This is a genomic window from Slackia heliotrinireducens DSM 20476 (genome assembly GCF_000023885.1).
GTDB lineage: Bacteria > Actinomycetota > Coriobacteriia > Coriobacteriales > Eggerthellaceae > Slackia > Slackia heliotrinireducens.
In genome coordinates, this window is sequence record NC_013165.1 from 1775260 (window position 1) to 1792041 (window position 16782).

Annotated in this window: 32 protein-coding genes; 1 reads left to right on the forward strand and 31 read right to left on the reverse strand. The window is 68.5% G+C overall.

Features of this window, described 5'->3' with window-relative positions; translation table 11 throughout:
- Positions 1-187 precede the first annotated feature (187 nt).
- From SHEL_RS14400 to SHEL_RS07780, 31 genes are all read right to left on the reverse strand, one after another.
- Complete coding sequence (locus SHEL_RS14400; protein ID WP_126513775.1) at positions 188-1507, reverse strand: VG15 protein; 1320 nt, start codon at positions 1505-1507, stop codon at positions 188-190.
- A complete protein-coding gene (locus SHEL_RS07640) occupies positions 1422-1832 on the reverse strand; it encodes a VG15 protein (protein ID WP_012798681.1) in 411 nt (136 codons plus the stop codon). The genes SHEL_RS14400 and SHEL_RS07640 overlap by 86 nt, the downstream gene beginning before the upstream one ends.
- Positions 1813-3276 (reverse strand): phage portal protein, encoded by a 1464-nt coding sequence (locus SHEL_RS14870; RefSeq protein ID WP_012798682.1) that lies wholly within the window; start codon positions 3274-3276, stop codon positions 1813-1815. The genes SHEL_RS07640 and SHEL_RS14870 overlap by 20 nt, the downstream gene beginning before the upstream one ends.
- A complete protein-coding gene (locus SHEL_RS15270) occupies positions 3270-4715 on the reverse strand; it encodes a hypothetical protein (protein WP_012798683.1) in 1446 nt (481 codons plus the stop codon). Before SHEL_RS15270 ends, SHEL_RS14870 begins: the two co-directional genes overlap by 7 nt.
- The gene (locus SHEL_RS07655; protein ID WP_012798684.1) at positions 4705-4920 is read right to left on the reverse strand and encodes a hypothetical protein; all 216 of its coding nucleotides are present in this window, start codon (positions 4918-4920) and stop codon (positions 4705-4707) included. The genes SHEL_RS15270 and SHEL_RS07655 overlap by 11 nt, the downstream gene beginning before the upstream one ends.
- A 466-nt stretch (positions 4921-5386) precedes the next feature.
- Positions 5387-5596, reverse strand: coding sequence for a hypothetical protein (locus tag SHEL_RS15460; RefSeq protein ID WP_012798686.1), 210 nt, complete (start codon positions 5594-5596; stop codon positions 5387-5389).
- 143 nt (positions 5597-5739) lie between these two features.
- A complete protein-coding gene (locus tag SHEL_RS07670; protein ID WP_012798687.1) occupies positions 5740-6231 on the reverse strand; it encodes a hypothetical protein in 492 nt (163 codons plus the stop codon).
- Positions 6213-6362, reverse strand: a complete 150-nt coding sequence (locus SHEL_RS15275) for a hypothetical protein (protein WP_012798688.1) — start codon at positions 6360-6362, stop codon at positions 6213-6215. Before SHEL_RS15275 ends, SHEL_RS07670 begins: the two co-directional genes overlap by 19 nt.
- Positions 6363-6671: 309 nt before the next feature.
- Positions 6672-6890, reverse strand: coding sequence for a hypothetical protein (locus SHEL_RS07675; protein ID WP_012798689.1), 219 nt, complete (start codon positions 6888-6890; stop codon positions 6672-6674).
- Positions 6891-7152: 262 nt separating this feature from the next.
- Positions 7153-7425 (reverse strand): hypothetical protein, encoded by a 273-nt coding sequence (locus SHEL_RS07685; protein ID WP_012798691.1) that lies wholly within the window; start codon positions 7423-7425, stop codon positions 7153-7155.
- A complete protein-coding gene (locus tag SHEL_RS07690; RefSeq protein WP_012798692.1) occupies positions 7422-7805 on the reverse strand; it encodes a hypothetical protein in 384 nt (127 codons plus the stop codon). Before SHEL_RS07690 ends, SHEL_RS07685 begins: the two co-directional genes overlap by 4 nt.
- Positions 7802-8161, reverse strand: coding sequence for a hypothetical protein (locus SHEL_RS07695; RefSeq protein ID WP_012798693.1), 360 nt, complete (start codon positions 8159-8161; stop codon positions 7802-7804). The genes SHEL_RS07690 and SHEL_RS07695 overlap by 4 nt, the downstream gene beginning before the upstream one ends.
- Complete coding sequence (locus SHEL_RS07700; protein ID WP_012798694.1) at positions 8161-8763, reverse strand: Lar family restriction alleviation protein; 603 nt, start codon at positions 8761-8763, stop codon at positions 8161-8163. Before SHEL_RS07700 ends, SHEL_RS07695 begins: the two co-directional genes overlap by 1 nt.
- The gene (locus SHEL_RS15280) at positions 8760-8960 is read right to left on the reverse strand and encodes a Lar family restriction alleviation protein (protein ID WP_041422520.1); all 201 of its coding nucleotides are present in this window, start codon (positions 8958-8960) and stop codon (positions 8760-8762) included. The genes SHEL_RS07700 and SHEL_RS15280 overlap by 4 nt, the downstream gene beginning before the upstream one ends.
- The gene (locus tag SHEL_RS15285; protein WP_012798696.1) at positions 8960-9211 is read right to left on the reverse strand and encodes a hypothetical protein; all 252 of its coding nucleotides are present in this window, start codon (positions 9209-9211) and stop codon (positions 8960-8962) included. Before SHEL_RS15285 ends, SHEL_RS15280 begins: the two co-directional genes overlap by 1 nt.
- On the reverse strand, positions 9208-9423 hold the full coding sequence (locus SHEL_RS07715; protein WP_126513778.1) for a hypothetical protein: 216 nt from the start codon (positions 9421-9423) through the stop codon (positions 9208-9210). The genes SHEL_RS15285 and SHEL_RS07715 overlap by 4 nt, the downstream gene beginning before the upstream one ends.
- Entirely contained in the window at positions 9420-9632 is a 213-nt protein-coding gene (locus SHEL_RS07720; protein ID WP_012798698.1) for a hypothetical protein, read from the reverse strand. The genes SHEL_RS07715 and SHEL_RS07720 overlap by 4 nt, the downstream gene beginning before the upstream one ends.
- Positions 9629-9979 (reverse strand): Lar family restriction alleviation protein, encoded by a 351-nt coding sequence (locus tag SHEL_RS07725; RefSeq protein WP_012798699.1) that lies wholly within the window; start codon positions 9977-9979, stop codon positions 9629-9631. The genes SHEL_RS07720 and SHEL_RS07725 overlap by 4 nt, the downstream gene beginning before the upstream one ends.
- A complete protein-coding gene (locus SHEL_RS14405) occupies positions 9979-10365 on the reverse strand; it encodes a hypothetical protein (protein ID WP_012798700.1) in 387 nt (128 codons plus the stop codon). Before SHEL_RS14405 ends, SHEL_RS07725 begins: the two co-directional genes overlap by 1 nt.
- Before the next feature lie 104 nt (positions 10366-10469).
- Entirely contained in the window at positions 10470-10820 is a 351-nt protein-coding gene (locus SHEL_RS07735) for a hypothetical protein (protein ID WP_012798702.1), read from the reverse strand.
- On the reverse strand, positions 10817-11812 hold the full coding sequence (locus SHEL_RS14410) for an HNH endonuclease signature motif containing protein (protein ID WP_012798703.1): 996 nt from the start codon (positions 11810-11812) through the stop codon (positions 10817-10819). The genes SHEL_RS07735 and SHEL_RS14410 overlap by 4 nt, the downstream gene beginning before the upstream one ends.
- 1 nt (position 11813) lies before the next feature.
- Complete coding sequence (locus tag SHEL_RS07745) at positions 11814-12047, reverse strand: hypothetical protein (RefSeq protein WP_012798704.1); 234 nt, start codon at positions 12045-12047, stop codon at positions 11814-11816.
- On the reverse strand, positions 12044-12283 hold the full coding sequence (locus tag SHEL_RS07750; RefSeq protein ID WP_012798705.1) for a hypothetical protein: 240 nt from the start codon (positions 12281-12283) through the stop codon (positions 12044-12046). The genes SHEL_RS07745 and SHEL_RS07750 overlap by 4 nt, the downstream gene beginning before the upstream one ends.
- Position 12284: 1 nt before the next feature.
- On the reverse strand, positions 12285-13037 hold the full coding sequence (locus tag SHEL_RS07755) for a MarR family transcriptional regulator (protein WP_012798706.1): 753 nt from the start codon (positions 13035-13037) through the stop codon (positions 12285-12287).
- 9 nt (positions 13038-13046) lie between these two features.
- Positions 13047-14243 (reverse strand): tyrosine-type recombinase/integrase, encoded by a 1197-nt coding sequence (locus tag SHEL_RS07760; protein WP_012798707.1) that lies wholly within the window; start codon positions 14241-14243, stop codon positions 13047-13049.
- Positions 14240-14584 carry a hypothetical protein gene (locus SHEL_RS07765; RefSeq protein WP_012798708.1) on the reverse strand — a complete coding sequence of 115 codons (345 nt, stop codon included), beginning with the start codon at positions 14582-14584 and terminating at the stop codon, positions 14240-14242. Before SHEL_RS07765 ends, SHEL_RS07760 begins: the two co-directional genes overlap by 4 nt.
- Positions 14581-14742, reverse strand: a complete 162-nt coding sequence (locus SHEL_RS15290; RefSeq protein ID WP_012798709.1) for a hypothetical protein — start codon at positions 14740-14742, stop codon at positions 14581-14583. Before SHEL_RS15290 ends, SHEL_RS07765 begins: the two co-directional genes overlap by 4 nt.
- Positions 14743-15124: 382 nt before the next feature.
- Positions 15125-15532, reverse strand: a complete 408-nt coding sequence (locus tag SHEL_RS07770; RefSeq protein ID WP_012798711.1) for a hypothetical protein — start codon at positions 15530-15532, stop codon at positions 15125-15127.
- A gap of 11 nt (positions 15533-15543) precedes the next feature.
- Positions 15544-15705 carry a hypothetical protein gene (locus tag SHEL_RS15295; RefSeq protein WP_012798712.1) on the reverse strand — a complete coding sequence of 54 codons (162 nt, stop codon included), beginning with the start codon at positions 15703-15705 and terminating at the stop codon, positions 15544-15546.
- Entirely contained in the window at positions 15702-15908 is a 207-nt protein-coding gene (locus SHEL_RS07775) for a MerR family transcriptional regulator (RefSeq protein WP_126513779.1), read from the reverse strand. Before SHEL_RS07775 ends, SHEL_RS15295 begins: the two co-directional genes overlap by 4 nt.
- A gap of 38 nt (positions 15909-15946) precedes the next feature.
- On the reverse strand, positions 15947-16165 hold the full coding sequence (locus SHEL_RS07780) for a helix-turn-helix transcriptional regulator (protein WP_012798714.1): 219 nt from the start codon (positions 16163-16165) through the stop codon (positions 15947-15949).
- Between the two features lie 155 nt (positions 16166-16320).
- Between SHEL_RS07780 and SHEL_RS14415 the strand changes: the two genes are divergently transcribed.
- Positions 16321-16680 (forward strand): helix-turn-helix transcriptional regulator, encoded by a 360-nt coding sequence (locus SHEL_RS14415; RefSeq protein WP_012798715.1) that lies wholly within the window; start codon positions 16321-16323, stop codon positions 16678-16680.
- The last annotated feature ends 102 nt before the right edge of the window (positions 16681-16782 follow it).

Here is a 16782-nt window from a genome sequence, read left to right on the forward strand (position 1 = left end):
GGCGGCTTGTCGTTAATTTGATTTATCATCGTCGACTCTACGATGATCTGTTCTGTTCTGTTCTCTCACCCTATCGATTTCCTGCTTCAATTCTGGCGATAGCTCGGGTTTACGGTCGGGATCTATCTCGGTAATAACCGGTAAACCGTTGTCGCTGAGCGGAAATGCGGCCCAGTACTCATCCCAGTTAAACTCTGAATCTCTCATACTTTACGCCGTACCTCCTCTCGAGAATCTCGTTGATATTCCTATCCCCCGTGCTAGTGCCGTATTCATCTAGCATGTCGGCAAACAAATCGTCAATCTCCTGAATTTTACCTTCTTCGAAGATGCCCAGGAATTTACTTCTATCGACTACCTCATATTTTACCAGAGAGCCATCATGGTTGGCAATTACTCCAAATCTCACCGACGGAGCGAAGCTTGTAAGAAAATCTGCTGCACTTGGTGGCATGCTATCCGGATGGGTGTGCATTGCAACCAAAGACCGCGGCTTTGAGGTGTTCATTAGCAGCTTAGATTTTCTAGTCAATTCGACCGCATGCGGAGTGCTGACAGTCGTGATGGTGTCATAGACAACTCCGCCTTTGACCCCAAAAAGGCCGAAATCTTCGAACACTGTCCCACTTCTATGCCTTAAGAACTCGCGAGCTTTCTCACATAGATTCTCAGCAAGTTCCGAATTACCTATACGGTCAAACAACGCGCGATAATCTTCCGAATCGATAGCGTCCATATCAACTTTAGCTCCCCGATTCGCTCGATTGCTCTTCTTGTCAGCCCTCTCATGCAAGATTTCAAGTTGATACTCTGGGTCGAAACGCCTCGTGTTTCCCGAGCCTGCAAACCGCCTCTCGAGCTCCCGCGCGTGGCGGCTCATCTCGTCCCACTGGGCGTTGTTGCGGCCGTGCCCGTTGGGCTTCCACTCGCGCACGATCTCGGCTCCCACGCGGTGCAGCTCCTCCAGGGACGTGCAGTCGGCGAGCCTCTTCATGGCGGCGTCGAACTCCTCGTCGGAAAGGCGCGCCCCGCGGCCGCGGTCGTCGTTCCTGCCGGTCTTGGAGTAGTCCCTGTAGCGCGAGCCCTTGTTGAAGTCCTGCCCCATGCGCCTGTACTCGTCGTAGAGCCCGTCCACGTCGACGTCGCGCATGCGCATAGAGCCGTCGCGTCCCGCGCGCACTACCTCGCCGTCGCCGTGGCCGCGCGTCACCTTCACGGTGCCGACCCAGTACTCCTCGACGAACGGGTCGAAGCACACGGCCAGCTGGCAGTTGCAGAACGGGTGGTACTGGTCGTCGCCGCCCGCGCTCGCCTCGCTGTGGTACACGAAGCCGCGGCTTCCGAGCATGCGGCAGAAGTCGCACGCCTTGCCGTCGGGTATGCGGGCGTAGCGGGCGTTGCGGTCCCGTGCGGCGTTGCGCCTAATCGTGTCGCGCGCCTGGAACTTCACGTACTCGTCGACCTTGCCCGCCAAATAGGCCGCCGTCTTGCTCGGGTTGTGTTCCATCTCCGTCTCCTGGGAACAGGTGGCCGCACGCGAAGCGCACGGACGCCTCTATCTGCTCCATCGGCACGCCGTCGGACACCTCGGCGGAAAACCCCTCGGGGCCTCCAGCCTGCAGCCTCTCGGCCTCGTAGTACTGCGCGGCCGCGAGCGCCGCCATGCGGCCGTACCGGTAGACGATGCCGGGAACGAGCGCCAGAAGCGCGTCCCTCGCGCCATCGGGCGGCATGCCCTCGACCCTCTCCCACACGGCCGACAAGTCCCTCTGCGCCAGAAGCGACGCGTTGTTCAGCGCCGAGACGTACGCCTTATAGTCCTTCGCCGGCATCGCCGCCGCCCTCCGGCTCGATGCCCGTCGAGTTCAGCGCCGCGACGGCGTCCACAGCCTGGGCGCGCCGCCTGTCGCTCTCGAGCGCGGCCGTCGTGGCCTCGTCGAAGCCGACCATCTCGTGGAAGGGGCGGCTCCCCGCGAAGCCCTCGTCCACGGTCGCGATCTTGAGTGCGGAGTCGGTCCTCGCGGCCAGCGAGTAGAGCATCGGGCTCGCGAAGCTGGCCATGACGCCCGCGTCGGCGGGGTCGAGCTCGTCCACGGTCACGTTCTTCTCTATCGCCATGGCGGCGCGCAGCACGCGGCGCAGCGTGGCCTTGTCGGCCTCGATGTCGCGCTCGGCAACCAGGCATATGTCCTCTCGCGCGGCCTGGATGGCCTCGGCGGAGGACGGGTTGTCCTGGACGATGCCGAGCGAGTTCAGCGGCACGCCCGTCGCGCCTGAGAACTGGCACGCGAGCGCGCGCAGCTCGTCGATGAAGGGCTGAGGCGAGTTGCCGGATAGCTGCCCCACGTTGGGGCCCGGGCCGTCGCCGGCCGCCGTGAGCGCGAGCAGGCGGGAGAGCTGGTACTTGCTCTTGTTCTCCATCACGGCGTCGAACTGCTCGTCGGTGAGCCCCGTCATGTAGAGCTTGGCCATCGAGTAGAACGCGCCCGACACCTGCATGTGCCACATGCACCTAATCGCGTCGTCGGTGAGCGTGCGGACGAACTCCGTGATGCGCGTGCGCCCGAACGGCGCGAGCGTCCCGATGCCGTTGTGGCTGAACACGTAGAGCGTAGGAACCGGCTCGCGCGTCTCCCCGGGCTCGTACGCCCAGACGCCGCGGCCCACCTGCCTGAACTCGCCGATGTTGTTCGGCACGTGCAGGTTCACGACGGTCGGCACGGCCGCACCGCCGCTCCAGGGCGTGCGCTCGCGTCGCGCGATGGCGAGTCCTCCCGCCACCACGCCGTCGGTGAAGTCCGGCGACGGGAGCGCGGTGAACGTCTCGGCCGAGTGGAACCTGACGCGCGCGTGGCCGTCCGCGCCCTTGGTGACCGTGGCGGCCATGCAGCCGTAGAGCAGCTTGACGGGCAGGTGCCTGTTGTAGTTGCTCACGAGGTCGTTGCGCGCCACGATGCCGTCGAGCGCCTCCTGGTCGCCCTCGGGCACCGAGAGCGACTTGAGCCTTATCCGGTCTGCCAGCGCGTCGACGGCCTTCTGGGGCCAGTGGCACGTCTGATCGTTGGGGATGTCGGCGGTCACGCCGTAGTCGGACACGCCCACGCGCCCGTCGTAGTAGTCGCGCACGAGCGCGTTGTGCGCCGTGTGGCTCGAGTACTCGTCGGCCAGGCATGACACCCAGGCCCGGGCGTCCTCCGTGATGCCGTCCGCATCGGCGATGCCGCCCAGGTCCACGATGGCCTGCGCGGGCTTCCAAGTGTCGGGCTTCCCTAGCATCCCGCCCTTCCTTTCCGTCTGGGGTCCCGGTCGCTGTTGAGCGCGCCCCAAAGCGCGAGCGACGCCGCGTCGACCGGCATGGGGTTGTCCCCGCCGAAGCCCCACCCGCCGGCGGAGCCGATCCTGCGCCTCGTGGACGTGGTCGCCGAGTCGAGCAGGTCGGCCTGGGGCCGCCACCATTCCAGCCGGCGCTCGTTCACGTAGTCCGCGAGCGTCGACGCGGCGGATATGGCCTGCGCGGCGCTCGGCGTGAGTATGTATCCCTTCGGCATGCCCATCTGCCCCAGCCTGTCGGCCAGGGTCTGCGCGCCGCTCTTCCCGTCGATGACGCAGCAGCACCCGCGCGACTTGCGCTCGGCCACCCACTCCGCCAGCCAGGACAGGCCGAGGCGCACCGGCTCCCGGCGGATCTGCTCTACGTAGGCGCGGCCGTCGTGCAGCCTCGCCGCCGCGAGCGAGACCTCGGATCCGTCCGCGCTGAACTTCACGCCGTAGGCCGCGCGCCCGTCCCGGGGCGGCTCGTCTACGGCGAGCGACTCGAACACGGACGAGGGCAGCGCGAGGTCGGGCAGGCCCGCGGTCGGCGACCACCATCCGAGCCTCTCCCGGGCGAACCCGTCGGCGCTCATGGTCTCGCGCTCGTCGCGGACCGTCGCCTCGGATATGCGCCTGCCCATCGCCGGGTTGCACGCGTACCAGAGGTCGACGTCGTCGACCGCCACGTCGTCGAGGCTCTCCCCGACGGCGCCCCACTCGAGCCACCAGACGGCGGACCCGTCGGCGTGCGCCCGGTCGTGGAGCTCGCGGAACACGGTCCCCTGGCATTCGGGGCCCGGCACGGTCCCCACGTAGATCTTCTGCGGGTCGCCCTCGCCCTCGTCTATCTCGCCGCCCGCGGACACGGCGGGAAGGATTGCCTCCTGCTGCGCCCGGGTCAGCTGCTGGGCCTCGTCGAACACGACGATCTGGTACGTGCCGCCGCGCCCGCCGCTCTCCGTGCGGGTCTGGAACTCGATGCACGCGCCGCCCTTGAAGTAGATGCCCTCGTATCCGCCCGCCTTGTAGACGTAGTCCAGCTCGTCGCGGAAGTCGCCGTGGGCCTCTATGAAGTCGCACATCTCCTTGAACATCTTGCGCACGGTCCGCCCGTGGTGGGCCGTGTAGAGGACGCACCTGCCCTCGACCGCGGCCATCCACATGGCGTAGTCGCGCAGTGCGAAGGACTTGCCGTTCTGCCGGGGCTTCGTGATGCCCACGGACTTGGCCGCGAAGCCGCCGGAGGCGTCCCTGGCGAAGAACACGTCCATCTCGCGCTTCTGCGACCCGTAGTACCTGCGCCCGTAGTCCTCGAACATGGCCACGGCCTCCGGGCCGCGGGTGCTCGCGTACGGGCCGGTGCGCTCGAACGTCGGCGCCTGGCCGCCCAGCCTACGAGCCATTCCGTCTCGCCTTCGCCAGCGGCGACTCGCCCCTGGGCTTCGGCAGGCCGTCGATCTCGTCCATGACCTCCATGAGCCGCTTCGACAGGGCGGCCATGTCCCTGCCGCTGTCGCACACCGCGATGGTGCGCGCGAGCTCGTCCCTGAGGCACTCGAGCGTCTTCCTCCGGTTGCCGCTTTTGGCGGCCGCGTACAGGTCTGCCATGCGCGGTCCTCCTTTCCGGTCCGCAGGACGCGAAACAGGCCCTCCGGTATGGAGAGCCTGTGGAAAATCCTGTCTGTCTAAATCGTCACAATGCCGCGGGGCGTAGCCGCCCGGGGCGGGGGGGAGGGGGTGCCCCCAGGGTCAGAACGTGCCGCTCGCCTCGTCCCTTCCGCGAGGGCCCTTGCGCCGGCCCCTCTTGTCCGACGCGAGCGCGTTGCATATCCAGTGCGCCGGCTGCCAGTTCGCCGGGTCGCACGCGCACGCGCGCCGCGACTCGTACCCGAACTCCCGCCAGCGGGCGACGGGCGCGATCTCGTCTATCACGAGGGAAAGCGGGTGCATGTGGTCGCGGGGCGCGGAGTAGTCGATGGGGCCGCGGGCTCCGTTGCACAGCGCGCACTCCGCGTTCGCCGCGGCGTAGCGCCTGGCCTGCCTGACCCTCGCCCGAGCCGCGCTCTGGCGCGGGTTACTGGCCACGCCACACCACCCCGTGCGTCTGGCGCCGGCACTCGTCCAGGCCGCGGTACGCCCGGTCGCGGCCGCCCGCGCCTCGCCCGCGCCTGCGCCCGGCCCCGCGCGCCGCCCCGGCCCGCAGGCCGAGCGCCCTGCGGAACGCCATCGCGACGGCGGTGTCGAGCCGCAGCGCCTGCTCCCTGATGTAGCCCAACGAGACCATGATGCCCGCACGCCTCCCCTCGCGCGCCCCGGCCGCGCTTGCGGGCGGACGCCCCAACGGAAAGGGGGCGGACCGCGTCCGCCCCCTCGTATTGCACGCTGCCAGGTTAGCAGGTTTCCATGTGTGTTTGTGTGTGCCGTTTCCTAGATCGCGGGCGGGACCGGGTCACGCGCGCCCCTGGGCATGACGTCCCAGAACTCCGCGAGGGCCCTGCGCCTGAGCGACATCATGCCGTCCCAGCTGTAGCCCGTCTCGGTGCAGATGCGCTCCCAGCTCCATCCGCAGAGGTACCGCAGGCGGAGCACCTTCGCGCTCGACGCGTCGCCCATGGACAGCATCGAGACGTTCGCCTCGTGGCGGGCCTCCTCGTAGGCGCACAGCTCGGCCACGTACGCCGCGGCCATCTCCTGGATCCTGGCCACCGCGTCGGGGATGGCGTCGGGGCCCCGGGCCGAGGACGTCCGCGGCGCGGCGTAGTCGATGCCGCTCAGCCCCGACGCACGGGACCTGGCGTCGTCCACGAGCTCGCGCATGCCCGCGCACGACTCGCCGGCGCGCCTGATCTCCTCGAGGTAGCCGTGGGCCTGCTCGGCCTTCCAGCGCCTCGCCTCCTCCGTCACAGAGCCAGAAGCCATAGCAGCAGCTTCCACATCCCGACGAGCGCGACGGCGACCCCCAGCCCGCAGAACGCGGCGATTGCAGCGAGGCACCCGAGCCCCGCGGCCCCGCCGGTCGCCTTCGCCGTCACGTTGACCCTCGACGCCATAGGACCCCTTCCTTTCGGTGTTACGTATCGACAGTCCAATGTTACCACTCAGTACCTTTCGCGGTGCCGCGTCACGCGCTTGCGCTGCCTGCCGCTCCGACGCCGGACGAACATGGAGCCGCCGCACCGCTCGCAGACGAGCGTCGACATGGGCATGGACCGCCACCTCCAGACCTGTTGCAAAGAATTACCTGAACTTTGCCGGGACGCACGCGGCGGAGGGTTCCCGCACGGGGCGCGACCTGGCATGACTCGCACCGCGCGGCGGGGCCGCCCCGGCTCGCCCGCTGGCACGCCGCTGGCACACCCTCAGGGCCGCCCCGCCCGTCGCTCGGCGCCGTCCGAACACACCCCCAGCTCGGCCATCCGCCTCTCGAACGCCCTCCAGCCGTTGTGGCCGCTCTCGGGCCAGTCGCCCTCCAGGTCGAGCCGCTTCCACGTGAGGTGCATGTCGCTCACCAGCCGCCGCAGCCCGGCGTTCTCGTGGCGCAGCACGTGCAGCTCCATCGCCGTGCGGTTGTCCGTCATTCCGCATCACCCCTCAGCTCGCAAGCGTCTAGCACCGCCCGCGCTCCGTTGTCCTCGTAGCCGTAAATCCTCTGACCGCATGCGCACCTGCGCTGATAACCGTGAAGCTCCGCGCCGCAGTGGATACAGTGGTACCTCTCGCCGTCCCAGGGTACGAGCGGAACATAGTTGACATGCTGCTCGCAATCGGGCGACATAACGTCCACGTGCTCGGGCCATGAGCCTTGCCAGAAGCTACCTAGCTTGAGATTCGTCCAGCTCATTACGCATCACCACCCAGCTCGAAAAGCTCGGCTTTATCGAACCCATGCTTTCCTAGCTCGATGCCGTAATTCACGACTTCGAGCCAACCGTATGCGCTCATGAGGTCTCGGGTGATTGTCGCATCTTCTGGGCATTCGCCAGCAAGGTCTTGCACCCAATAGACGTTCTTGCCGCTGTCTGCGTCGTACACGCCTTGCTCGTGGCGGTCACCGAAGTAACCTCCTTCCCAGTTCTCCTCAAGCCTGAACCGCTTGACTTTCGATTCGCTCATTCCGTCTCCTTCCTCAACCATTCGAGTAATGCGTTGTAATCGAGCAACGAGCATTCGCCGCCCTTCTTGTCGCATGTCTGGGTATCGCACCAGCCGCACAAAGGCGTACCGTTTTCCAGCGTCCGCGCCGCACGCTCGGGGGTGCCGAACAGCTCGAAATACCGCGACGTGTCGTAATCTGCTTTCAGTTCCGCGATTTGGCACTCCGCCACCTGCTTGCGCAATCTCTCGATGGTGTCGGCGGCATCGCGCATCTCGTCGGCGCTCTCGAACAATTCTTGCCGTGCGGGGAAGCCCTGGTTCACGGCCCCGTTCGCTAGCTGGCTCAGCTTCTCAGCCTTTTCGCGCAGCTCGTCCACTTGCGAACTCAACATGCTCATCGCTTCACCGCCTTCCCGCATTGCGGGCAGAACTTCGCGCTCCGACGGTCTCTGTCGCGTAGGCCGTGTCGCCTCGTGTAGTAGTTGAGCGGTTCGCCGCAGTTGCCGCACTCTGGCAACATGTCCTCGCCGAATGCCATCCTGCACTCGCCGCCGCCTAGCGTCGCGTTCAGCCTGTCCCCTGCGCCCTCGTAGCTTTCGAGCAGCCCAATCAGGCTATCCGCGTCGAATTCGTGCCGCTCGCCGTCCACAATGATTGCGAAACGTTCGAAACCGCCGAATTGCTCGCGCAGCTCGTCGGCGATTCGATGTTCGCCGCGCGTCATGTGGATTGTCAGCGTGTATGGCTTCAGCATCAGTCCACCTCCAATCCCAGCTCTGACATGCGCACCTTCGCGTAGTCCATCGCCGCTATGCGGGCGGCCATCTCGGCGGGCGTGTACGGCTCAGGGGCGGTGAGCAGGGCGTAGAGGTCGCGCGCCAGCCGTTCCAGGTCGCGCACGGTCTGCTCAGGACAGAACGTGAGCGCGTCGTGCTCGCCGCATCGCCATATGTCGTGGAAGCTGCCGTAATGCCCCACCGGCTCCATGCGGCACGTCCCGCGCAGCGCGGCATTCAGCTCGTCGGCGATTGCCCTGTAATTGATGCCCACCTTGCACACCCAGTCATCGCGCCATTCGACGGGGCCTCCGTCATCGAGCACGGCAACCTTCCCGAAGTTCCGCTCGATGGCTTCTTGCACCTGCTCGGCGGTCAGCTTGCCGCTCCCAAGCGTGGCGCGGGCGTTCCACGCTTTCGCCGCTTCGGCCTCGGTCGCACCGTAGGCATGGGCCTTATGGGTGAGTCCGTCAAGCACGCTCTGCTCCGAGCCGCACGCCGCAATCCACCCGTCCGTGGTTTCGTGCAGCTCCGCTTCGCAGCCGCACCACGGGCAGGGTTTGAGAGCCCGGTTCGTCATAGCGGCAGCACCGCCTGCGCCGGTTCCGTCCTCTTGTTCCAGGCGTCCTTCGCGGCCTGCGCCGTCGCGCGCCCGGGCCCGACCGCCGTGCACTGGCACGACACGAAGTAGCCCCAGTTGCGGCTGTGCTTCACGGTCGCCGTCTGCTTGCCGCAGAAGGGGCAAGCCTTGAGCTCCGTCATCGTTCCGCCTCCCATCAGCCAACCTCCGTGTTCACGATCCCGTCGGCGCCGGCTTCCGCGGCTTCGTCGGGGCCGGTCTTTCGCTCGTAGTTGACGCTCGGAATGGAGCCTGCGGAGTCCCGCAGCCTCTCGTTCTCGCGCCTCAGCATCTCGTTCGCGATGCGCAAATCGGCATTCTCGCAAGCAAGCTCCTTGCCGGCCGCCGTGGCGGCTTTGAGCTGCACGCGAAGCTCGTCCCATTTGAGCAGCTTGTCGACGACCGTCATTCCGTCTCTCCTTCCCCGCGTCCCAGCGTGGCCTCGACGGCCTGGGCGGGCGGCACAGCCAGGATCGCCACGTCCACGGTCAGCGGCTCGTGCCGCGTGTACGCGCGGCATATGCGCCCGCATCCGTTCGTCCACTCCGTCATGCCGCCGAGGTCTGTGTGCTCCGTGCCGAGCCGATCCAGCATCTGCCGCAGCTCTTCCATCGCGCTCATTCCTCACCTCCAAAAACGTCATCGACCGCTTCGGCCAGCTCCATCTCGTCGTGCTTCATGCCCAGCCACCTCCGCTGCGCCGCCACGTACTCCCTCGCATGCCGCCACCGGCGGGGCATCACGGCCTCGGCCACGAGCACGAGCAGCCCCAGGATGCGCAGGGAGCACTCGGCGCACAGGCCTACGGCCTCGCCTGCGTCCATCCTCATTCGCCGGCCTCCGGCTCCGCGGGCCCTGCCGCGGCGTTCAGCGCGTCGGCGATCGCTGCGTAGTCGATGACGACCTCGTACTCCGATCCCCCGCTCGGTTCGAGGGTGCAGCAGTGGGTCAGCTCGACAATCTCGCGCACCTGGTCGGCGGTCAGCCGCCCGCGCACCTGCGCGGTTTCCCCGGCCCTGGCGTTCCAGGCCGACGCGGCCCCGGCGTCGTTCTCGTGGTACTGCCGCGTCCTGGCCGCGCAGCCCTTGGCGGTGCAGCGCACGAAGTAGTCCCACGTCTTGTTGTGCGCCAGCTCTGCGGGCGCGCCGCAGAAGGGACAGCTCTTTAGCTCGGTCATTACTCCACCTCCGTCAGTCCCAGCTCGACCTCGCAGGCGAGCTTCCGCCCCTCGTAGGCGCCCTGCAGCTCACGCGAACGCTCCGCGTGCTCCTTCATGTACGCGAAGAAGTCGTCGCCGCGCAGCACCCCGGAGACGGCCTCCATGGCCCTGCCGCTCGCGCACAGCTCCAAGGCGTGCCTGGCCGCGGCGTCGAGCGCGAAGGCGGCCTCGCGGGCGCACTCCTCGCGCGTCGCGTCCTCCCAGCGTTCGACGTCGCCGTCCCCGGTCAGCCCTCCGACGCGCTGGCCGAAGGCCGCGCGCACCGCCACCTCGTAGCAGTCGCCGAGCATCCCGGCGAAGCTCGCGCGGTCGATCCAGGCCGCGCACCTTGCCTCGTAACCCATGCTTCTCTCCTCTCACATCGACACCGTGTTGATCGCCAGCACCGCGAGGGCGGCCGCGACGATGAGCGCGGAGACGACCGCGAGCCACGCGGCGTCCCAGGGCCTCATCGCGCGTCTCCCTGCTCGACGCTCGGCGTCCAGAACCTGCCGGGCCTGCCCGCCGCCTGCTGCGGCATGCCACGGACCGACCAGCCCTCCGTGGTGAACGCGACCTCGCGCACCACCCCCGTGAAGCCGGGCCCGAAGGTGGCCACCGAGCCCGGCACCACAGGCGCGCCGTCCTCCGAGGGCCACTCCATCCCGCCCGGCAGCCCCGTCCAGGACCCCGCGCGCCTGCGCCCCTCGTCCTCCACCGCGTCGGCCGCCCTTCTGAGCGCGCCCCGCCAGTCCTTCGGCGGCCCGGGCAGGGACGCCATGCTGCGCAGCTCCTCGGCCGCGCCCGAATACCCGATCATCTCCCGTCCTCCTTCTTCCTCTTCCTCCGTGCGGACGCCTCCCGCGCCGCCGCGATGCAGCCCGGGCAGCGCGTCTGCGTCCTGATGCTCTTCCTGTACGTCGCGCCGCACACCGAGCACGTCCCGTCCTCGCCGCCGTCGCGGACGCCCGGGGCGTGCCTGCCCGCGGCCAGGCACGCCGGGCACGTCTGCACGCCCCTGCGGTAGCCGCGCTGCTTCTCGGTCGGCGTGAACGTGGCGCCGCAGACGCCGCACCGCCTCGGCGAGCCCTTCTCGGCCGCGCCCACCGCGCTTCTGAGGTCCGCCAGCGCGACGCACGCCCGCAGGGTCTCGGCGTCCCCGTACCCCGGCAGGCGCGGGTTGTTCAGCTGCCCCGCGTACCTCTTCGGGACCGCCACGAGGTTGCCCGGGTCGCAGTTGCCGGGGTCGCCGTCGGCGAACACGATCGCGCATCCCTCCGGCACGGGCCTGCCGTTCGCCTCCTCCCAGGCAAGGTGGTGCTTGTAGCGCCAGTTGTCCTTGGAGCACGGCACGTCGGGGTGGGCCTTGACCTTGACCTTGACGAGCCCTCCGCGGCCCTTCCTCTCCGTGCCGACGGGCAGCCCTTCGGCGGGGCGGCGCGGCGACCTCTTCTGGGTGCCGTGCGAGGACCTGAACAGCGTGACCTGCGAGCGGCACAGCCTGATGCCGAAGCGCGCCTCGAAGGCGTCGATCGTGGCCTGCACGCCCTCGGTGGAGTCGTTCTCGAGCATCCACTCGCGCATCTCCGCGCACTCGGGCGACGACCATCGCATGCGGACCTGGGCTCTCGCCGCCCTGTCGGCCTCCCCGACGGCCTTCTCCAGCCTCATCTTGTGGGCCTTCTGATAGAGCGCGCCGCTGGAGGGCCTCCAGCCGAAGCGCGCCTCGAAGGCGTCCAGGGTGTCGCGGACGGTGCCGCGGCCGTAGTTGGCGCGCAGCCACCCCTCCTGCTCTTCCGTGTACCTGCGCATGTCATTCCCCCATCAGGAACCGGGGCACGGACACCGAAGCCGCGACGCCGTCCTCGGCCTCCCGCTGCAGCCTCACGGCCTGCAGCGACGTCCTGGCGTTGTCGATCACCTTGCCGGCGAGGTCGGCCACGGCCTTCGCGCGCTCGACCTCCCGCTGCAGCCCGTCGCCCTCCGCCGACTCGAGCCTCTCGAGCTCCCTGAAAAGCGCGTCGTTGAGCGTCCCCATGTTGTTCATCCCCGCATCGCCTCCTTCCGCGGCCCGGCCTCAGCGGCGCCGCCCTCGACCATCCCGGCGCACGATATCGCCCCGTTGCCCGGCAGCCGGAAGCCCGGGCAGCCGCAGACCCCCCGCGACGGGTCCCTGAGCGCGCACCAGCGGCAGCACTCGGCGAACACCTGGCATTCCGCCGCGCCCAGCAGGGCGAGCTCCCGCGCCCCGATGAACAGCGCGGCCATCGCGTCGCCGGCCATGTCACCACCGGTCCTTCCCCAGCGCCCGGTCCTGGCCGCCGAAGCTCACCCACCCGGTCATCGGGGAGGGGAAGGTCCTGCGGCACGCCTTGCACGCGAGCTTGGTGGGGTCCTTCGGGCTGTCGACGACCTTCGAGACGGGCAGCAGCGGCGCCCCGCAGCACGGGCACCTCGGCGCGTCGCCCCCGCCCTTCTGGACGTCCCCAACCAAGGGAGGGGTTGCTTGACGCACCCCTCCCTTGTTGGGAGTGGGTACATTGTCAACGCCCTGGGTGCTTACAGGTGCGCCCCCCGCTGTCAACGGTCCGGGGCCGTCCGCGCCCACGCCTGTCAGCGCCTGGGGGTTGACATCCCCGCCTCCTGTCAGCGCCTGGGGGTTGACATCCTCCCCCCGGCTGTCAGCGCCCTGGGCGTTTACAGCCTCCAGCTCGATGCTGACCGGGCTCGCGATCCTGTACTCGGCGCGGCGCCCGTGGCCGCCACCGTCGACGACCACCAGCGCGCCCTTCCTCACGAGGGCCTTGATGTTGTCGTGCACCTGCTGCCGGGTCATCCCGACCTCCTTCCCTACCGCCGCCAGGCTCGTCCTCACGTGGCCCTTGGGCGTCGCCTTGTCGATCCTGGCGAACATCATCATCGCCAGGAACACGTCCGCCTGCCTCTTCGAGAGGCTCTGCCAGACGGGCGACCTCAGCCAGGCGGCCTGCACGCGAATGTACCTCTCGACCGCAGCCGCCTCCTGCCTCGTCCCCATGTCGCGGCCTCACTTCCCTCGAACCCTTCTCGAAACCCTCTCGAACGCCTCCGCCGCGGCCCTGTCCTCCCCGGGCAGCACGTGCCCGTACCACTCCAGCGTCAGGGCCACCTTGGAGTGCCCCAGGCGCCGGCTCACCTCGTTCATCGGGACGCCCTCGCGCAGGAGGTGCGTCGCGTGGGTGTGCCTGAGTGTGTGGAAGTGCGTGTCCCGCGGCAGCCCGACCTCGTCGCGCAGGGCGGAGAACCCGCGCGAGACGGCGGACGGGCGCATCCACGACCCGTCGGGGGCGCACAGCAGCGGCGCGTCGCGGCGCGCCGCCGGCAGCCACGAGTCCTGCCAGGCGATATGCTCCGCGGCCGCCTGCGCGGCCGACGGGCCCATCAGCACGTGCCGCACGGAGCTCGCGGTCTTGGCGCGCGACCTCGCGGGCGGCCCTCCCGCGGGCTCGGTCATCGTGCAGTGCACGTACAGGTCGCCCAGGGGCAGGCTCACGTCGGATCGGGACAGCGCGCAGGCCTCGCCGCAGCGGACGCCCGTGTTGAGCGCCAGCCAGGCCGCGAACGCGACCGTCCTGCGCCGGATCCCGTCGGCGTCGCGCGAGCCGTCGGCCATCCTGGCCTCCAGCTCGGCGGCCAGGATGGATATCTCGCCCTCCGTGAGCGCCCTCGCCTCGGCCCTGGCGGGCCTCGGCTTCGACGCGCTGGCCGCCGGGTTCGACGCGCAGAAGCCCTGGGCGACCATCCAGTCGAAGGCCGCCGACAGGAACCAGTGGACGCCGAGCACCTTCGCGGGCGCGATCCCGCCGCCCCGTATGGCGCCGTCGTCCAGCAGCGTCCCGTACAGCTCCTCCAGGTGGTGCGGCCGCACCTCCGATGCGTCCATGTGCCCGATGTAGGGCTCCACGTACCTGCGGCAGATCGTCCTGTACGTCTTCGCGGTGCTAACGGCTATGTCGCCGGCGCCCTCGCGGCTCGCGACGTAGGCGCGCACGAGGTCCCGGACCAGCCCCGACGCGCTCGCGCCGCGGACGCGCAGCAGACCCGAGAGCCACTCCCGGGCCTGCTGCCTCGCCTCGTCCTCGCATCCGGCGCCGGGCAGGCTGCGGTAGGGGCGGCGGTTCCCGCCCTCGACCACGTCGGCCTTGGCGAGGTACGCCCTCGCCCTCCACATGCCGCCCTCGTACCAGACCCTCAGGCCCGTCATGACGGGTCCCACTCGTGCCGCGCGAGCACGTCGCTCACCTTGGGCTCGCGGCCGGCGATGTCCTCGTAGTCCGCTATCGCGTCGCCGATCGTGCGCCAGGGGTCGGAGAAGTCCACCGCCCCCGACGCGAGCGCGTCGAGCGCGGCGACGAACCCCATGGCGAAGTCCGCGTGCGACCTGCGCTCGGAGCAGCCGTCGCCGGGCATGTCCCAGGCGTCGGCCGCGGCGAGCTCTATCGCCTCGTGGCAGAACCCGTCGAGCCTTGCGGCGCCGACCGTCTGCCTCTTCCACGCGCCGCCGGCCCTGAAGTCGACGGCCACCTCGTGCTTCTCCCCCATCATCGGCGCCACCTCCCGGGCCCGAGCGCGCGCAGGCGCGCCGCCTCGGCGCGCAGCCTGGCGTTCTCGGCGCGCAGCCTGGCGTTGTCGCGCATGACCGCGGCGACCTCGGGCAGCACGCCCGGCACGGCGCGCCTGCGGCGCCTCGCTTCGTCTCCCATGATCGTTCCCCCGTTCGGATGCCTTGCGTCCGGTGTGCGCCGCGTGCGGGGCGGCGGGCGGCGGCGGAAACGCAGAACGCCGCCGCAATGTGCTTCGTGAAATGCCTGAAAGGGAGTTTTCGGCCCCGTGCGGGGGCCGCGCAGAGAACGGGTGTGGCATCCCGCCGCCGCGCACGCGTAGCACACCGGACTTGCGGATTTCGGGCGGGCTCAGAAGAGCCCTGTCATTACGGCGAGGAGCGCGAAGGCTCCCCACGCCGTAGCCGCCGAGCCGAGCAGCACGGCGGCCGAGCCGACGGCGAGGCACCGGAGATCGTCGCCCCGGGCGCCGCCGGCCCCTTCGCCCCTCGCGGGGCGGCGGTCGGCCTGGCAGTCCACGGCGCTACCCCGTCCCCGCCCCGGACGCCGGCGAGGCGCCCCTGGCGAGCTCCGCGGCCTCGCGCCAGTCCCTCCAGGGGGGCGGCCCTCCTGTCGCGCGCTCGTACGCGCGGGCCAGCACCTCCGCCCCCTCCGGGCCGTCCAGGTCGGCGACGGCGCGCGGGAATATGGTCCTCGCGAGCGCCGGGTCCGCCATGATCAGCATGCGGCTCAGAGCTGGCCACAGGTTATGGTTCACGCCCCCAGGCACGCTCACCTGGTCGCGCTTGACGAGCACGCGGCCGGGCATCCGCGCCTGGCTCCGCGTGCGCTGCACCAGCAGCTCCCACCGCGTCCGGCAGTCGCGGTCGCCCGGGCACGTCGCGCGGGCCCACTCGCCGGCCTCGTAGGCGTATTCGACGGTCCTCGCCATGTCTCGGCCTCCTAACCTGCCAGCAGCAGCGAAAGCGCCGCCGCGTACGCCAGCGCGGCCCCGGCCGCGCCCTTCGCCAGGAGCGCGGGGTCGCCCAGCGCCTCGGCCAGCCCCGGCAGCCCCAGGGCCTCGGCCGCGAACGCCAGGTCCTCCGCAAGCCCGCGCGCGGTCACCGCGCGACGTTCTTCCTCTCCGAGTACGGGACGGCGTTGTCCCGCCACCAGTCCGCCAGGTCCTCCGACAGGACCGCGCCGCCCCTGCTGTGTCCCGGCAGGTAGCGCAGCGGCAGGCCCTTGTCCCTCGCGAGCGCGTACACGGTGTGGATGTCGCACCCCCATTGCTCCGCCAGCTCCCTCACGGTCATGAACATGCCCACGGCCGCACCTCCGATTCCGTATCGTGGTCATTTTTCCGCTACCTCGCTTCGCGGCCCGCCAGCTCGTCGAGCGTGCAGCCGAACGCGTCGGCCAATCTGCATGCGGCGTCAAAGCCAGGCATGCTCATTTCGCTTTCGTAGCGAGCAATAGAGTTTTGGGATATACCCGATTCCTTTGCCAGTTCCCCCTGGCTCCAGCCCTTAATTGCTCGTTGAACCTTTAACGAGCGGGCCATCTTTCTGATATCCAACGGCATGGCTTCCTCCAATTTCCTATTAAGTTCAACTTTGCGTTGAACTCTGGGATTATTGAATCAGCTTTCCGTTTATCTGTCAAGACATAAGTTTAACTTTTTGTTGAACTTCTGTTAAAAGCAATGTATGATTTGCGTTAAAGTGAGGAGGTGAAGCGATGGAAATACAGCTGAACAGGCTTCGAAATCTTAGGGGGCTGTCGCAAGAGGACATGGCACAAAGATTAGGAATCAAGAAGAGCCGCTACGGAACTTGGGAGCGTGGCGAGCGAATGATGAACCTCGCTCAGGCGTGCCAATGCTGCGACGTGCTCGGATGCTCGCTTGACGAGCTCGCGGGCAGGGAGGCCCCTCACCTCTACACGGACAGGCGGCAGGAGACCCTCAACGAGGACTTCGCCAGGCTAGATAACGAGGGGAAGGACGCAGCAATGGCCGCAGTCCGCGGCATCGCCTCCATGCAGGCGGAAAAAAGCGTTTCTCGCCCGAGGTCTGACGGTGCTGAAGGCGCCGCATAGATTCGCATAACAAGTGAAAAGACGGAGATGCCCGGAGGGTGGCGGCCCCCCGGGCTCTGCAAAAGTGTCCACGATACGGAATACGAGGACGGAGGCATTATA

Excerpts from the sequence above, each read along its gene's own strand:
- SHEL_RS14400 (WP_126513775.1), bottom strand. The coding sequence starts at position 1,507 with ATGGAACACAACCCGAGCAAGACGGCGGCCTATTTGGCGGGCAAGGTC.
- SHEL_RS07640 (WP_012798681.1), bottom strand. The coding sequence starts at position 1,832 with ATGCCGGCGAAGGACTATAAGGCGTACGTCTCGGCGCTGAACAACGCG.
- SHEL_RS14870 (WP_012798682.1), bottom strand. The coding sequence starts at position 3,276 with ATGCTAGGGAAGCCCGACACTTGGAAGCCCGCGCAGGCCATCGTGGAC.
- SHEL_RS15270 (WP_012798683.1), bottom strand. The coding sequence starts at position 4,715 with ATGGCTCGTAGGCTGGGCGGCCAGGCGCCGACGTTCGAGCGCACCGGC.
- SHEL_RS07655 (WP_012798684.1), bottom strand. The coding sequence starts at position 4,920 with ATGGCAGACCTGTACGCGGCCGCCAAAAGCGGCAACCGGAGGAAGACG.
- SHEL_RS15460 (WP_012798686.1), bottom strand. The coding sequence starts at position 5,596 with ATGGTCTCGTTGGGCTACATCAGGGAGCAGGCGCTGCGGCTCGACACC.
- SHEL_RS07670 (WP_012798687.1), bottom strand. The coding sequence starts at position 6,231 with ATGGCTTCTGGCTCTGTGACGGAGGAGGCGAGGCGCTGGAAGGCCGAG.
- SHEL_RS15275 (WP_012798688.1), bottom strand. The coding sequence starts at position 6,362 with ATGGCGTCGAGGGTCAACGTGACGGCGAAGGCGACCGGCGGGGCCGCG.
- SHEL_RS07675 (WP_012798689.1), bottom strand. The coding sequence starts at position 6,890 with ATGACGGACAACCGCACGGCGATGGAGCTGCACGTGCTGCGCCACGAG.
- SHEL_RS07685 (WP_012798691.1), bottom strand. The coding sequence starts at position 7,425 with ATGAGCGAATCGAAAGTCAAGCGGTTCAGGCTTGAGGAGAACTGGGAA.
- SHEL_RS07690 (WP_012798692.1), bottom strand. The coding sequence starts at position 7,805 with ATGAGCATGTTGAGTTCGCAAGTGGACGAGCTGCGCGAAAAGGCTGAG.
- SHEL_RS07695 (WP_012798693.1), bottom strand. The coding sequence starts at position 8,161 with ATGCTGAAGCCATACACGCTGACAATCCACATGACGCGCGGCGAACAT.
- SHEL_RS07700 (WP_012798694.1), bottom strand. The coding sequence starts at position 8,763 with ATGACGAACCGGGCTCTCAAACCCTGCCCGTGGTGCGGCTGCGAAGCG.
- SHEL_RS15280 (WP_041422520.1), bottom strand. The coding sequence starts at position 8,960 with ATGGGAGGCGGAACGATGACGGAGCTCAAGGCTTGCCCCTTCTGCGGC.
- SHEL_RS15285 (WP_012798696.1), bottom strand. The coding sequence starts at position 9,211 with ATGACGGTCGTCGACAAGCTGCTCAAATGGGACGAGCTTCGCGTGCAG.
- SHEL_RS07715 (WP_126513778.1), bottom strand. The coding sequence starts at position 9,423 with ATGAGCGCGATGGAAGAGCTGCGGCAGATGCTGGATCGGCTCGGCACG.
- SHEL_RS07720 (WP_012798698.1), bottom strand. The coding sequence starts at position 9,632 with ATGAGGATGGACGCAGGCGAGGCCGTAGGCCTGTGCGCCGAGTGCTCC.
- SHEL_RS07725 (WP_012798699.1), bottom strand. The coding sequence starts at position 9,979 with ATGACCGAGCTAAAGAGCTGTCCCTTCTGCGGCGCGCCCGCAGAGCTG.
- SHEL_RS14405 (WP_012798700.1), bottom strand. The coding sequence starts at position 10,365 with ATGGGTTACGAGGCAAGGTGCGCGGCCTGGATCGACCGCGCGAGCTTC.
- SHEL_RS07735 (WP_012798702.1), bottom strand. The coding sequence starts at position 10,820 with ATGATCGGGTATTCGGGCGCGGCCGAGGAGCTGCGCAGCATGGCGTCC.
- SHEL_RS14410 (WP_012798703.1), bottom strand. The coding sequence starts at position 11,812 with ATGCGCAGGTACACGGAAGAGCAGGAGGGGTGGCTGCGCGCCAACTAC.
- SHEL_RS07745 (WP_012798704.1), bottom strand. The coding sequence starts at position 12,047 with ATGAACAACATGGGGACGCTCAACGACGCGCTTTTCAGGGAGCTCGAG.
- SHEL_RS07750 (WP_012798705.1), bottom strand. The coding sequence starts at position 12,283 with ATGGCCGGCGACGCGATGGCCGCGCTGTTCATCGGGGCGCGGGAGCTC.
- SHEL_RS07755 (WP_012798706.1), bottom strand. The coding sequence starts at position 13,037 with ATGGGGACGAGGCAGGAGGCGGCTGCGGTCGAGAGGTACATTCGCGTG.
- SHEL_RS07760 (WP_012798707.1), bottom strand. The coding sequence starts at position 14,243 with ATGACGGGCCTGAGGGTCTGGTACGAGGGCGGCATGTGGAGGGCGAGG.
- SHEL_RS07765 (WP_012798708.1), bottom strand. The coding sequence starts at position 14,584 with ATGATGGGGGAGAAGCACGAGGTGGCCGTCGACTTCAGGGCCGGCGGC.
- SHEL_RS15290 (WP_012798709.1), bottom strand. The coding sequence starts at position 14,742 with ATGGGAGACGAAGCGAGGCGCCGCAGGCGCGCCGTGCCGGGCGTGCTG.
- SHEL_RS07770 (WP_012798711.1), bottom strand. The coding sequence starts at position 15,532 with ATGGCGAGGACCGTCGAATACGCCTACGAGGCCGGCGAGTGGGCCCGC.
- SHEL_RS07780 (WP_012798714.1), bottom strand. The coding sequence starts at position 16,165 with ATGCCGTTGGATATCAGAAAGATGGCCCGCTCGTTAAAGGTTCAACGA.
- SHEL_RS14415 (WP_012798715.1), top strand. The coding sequence starts at position 16,321 with ATGGAAATACAGCTGAACAGGCTTCGAAATCTTAGGGGGCTGTCGCAA.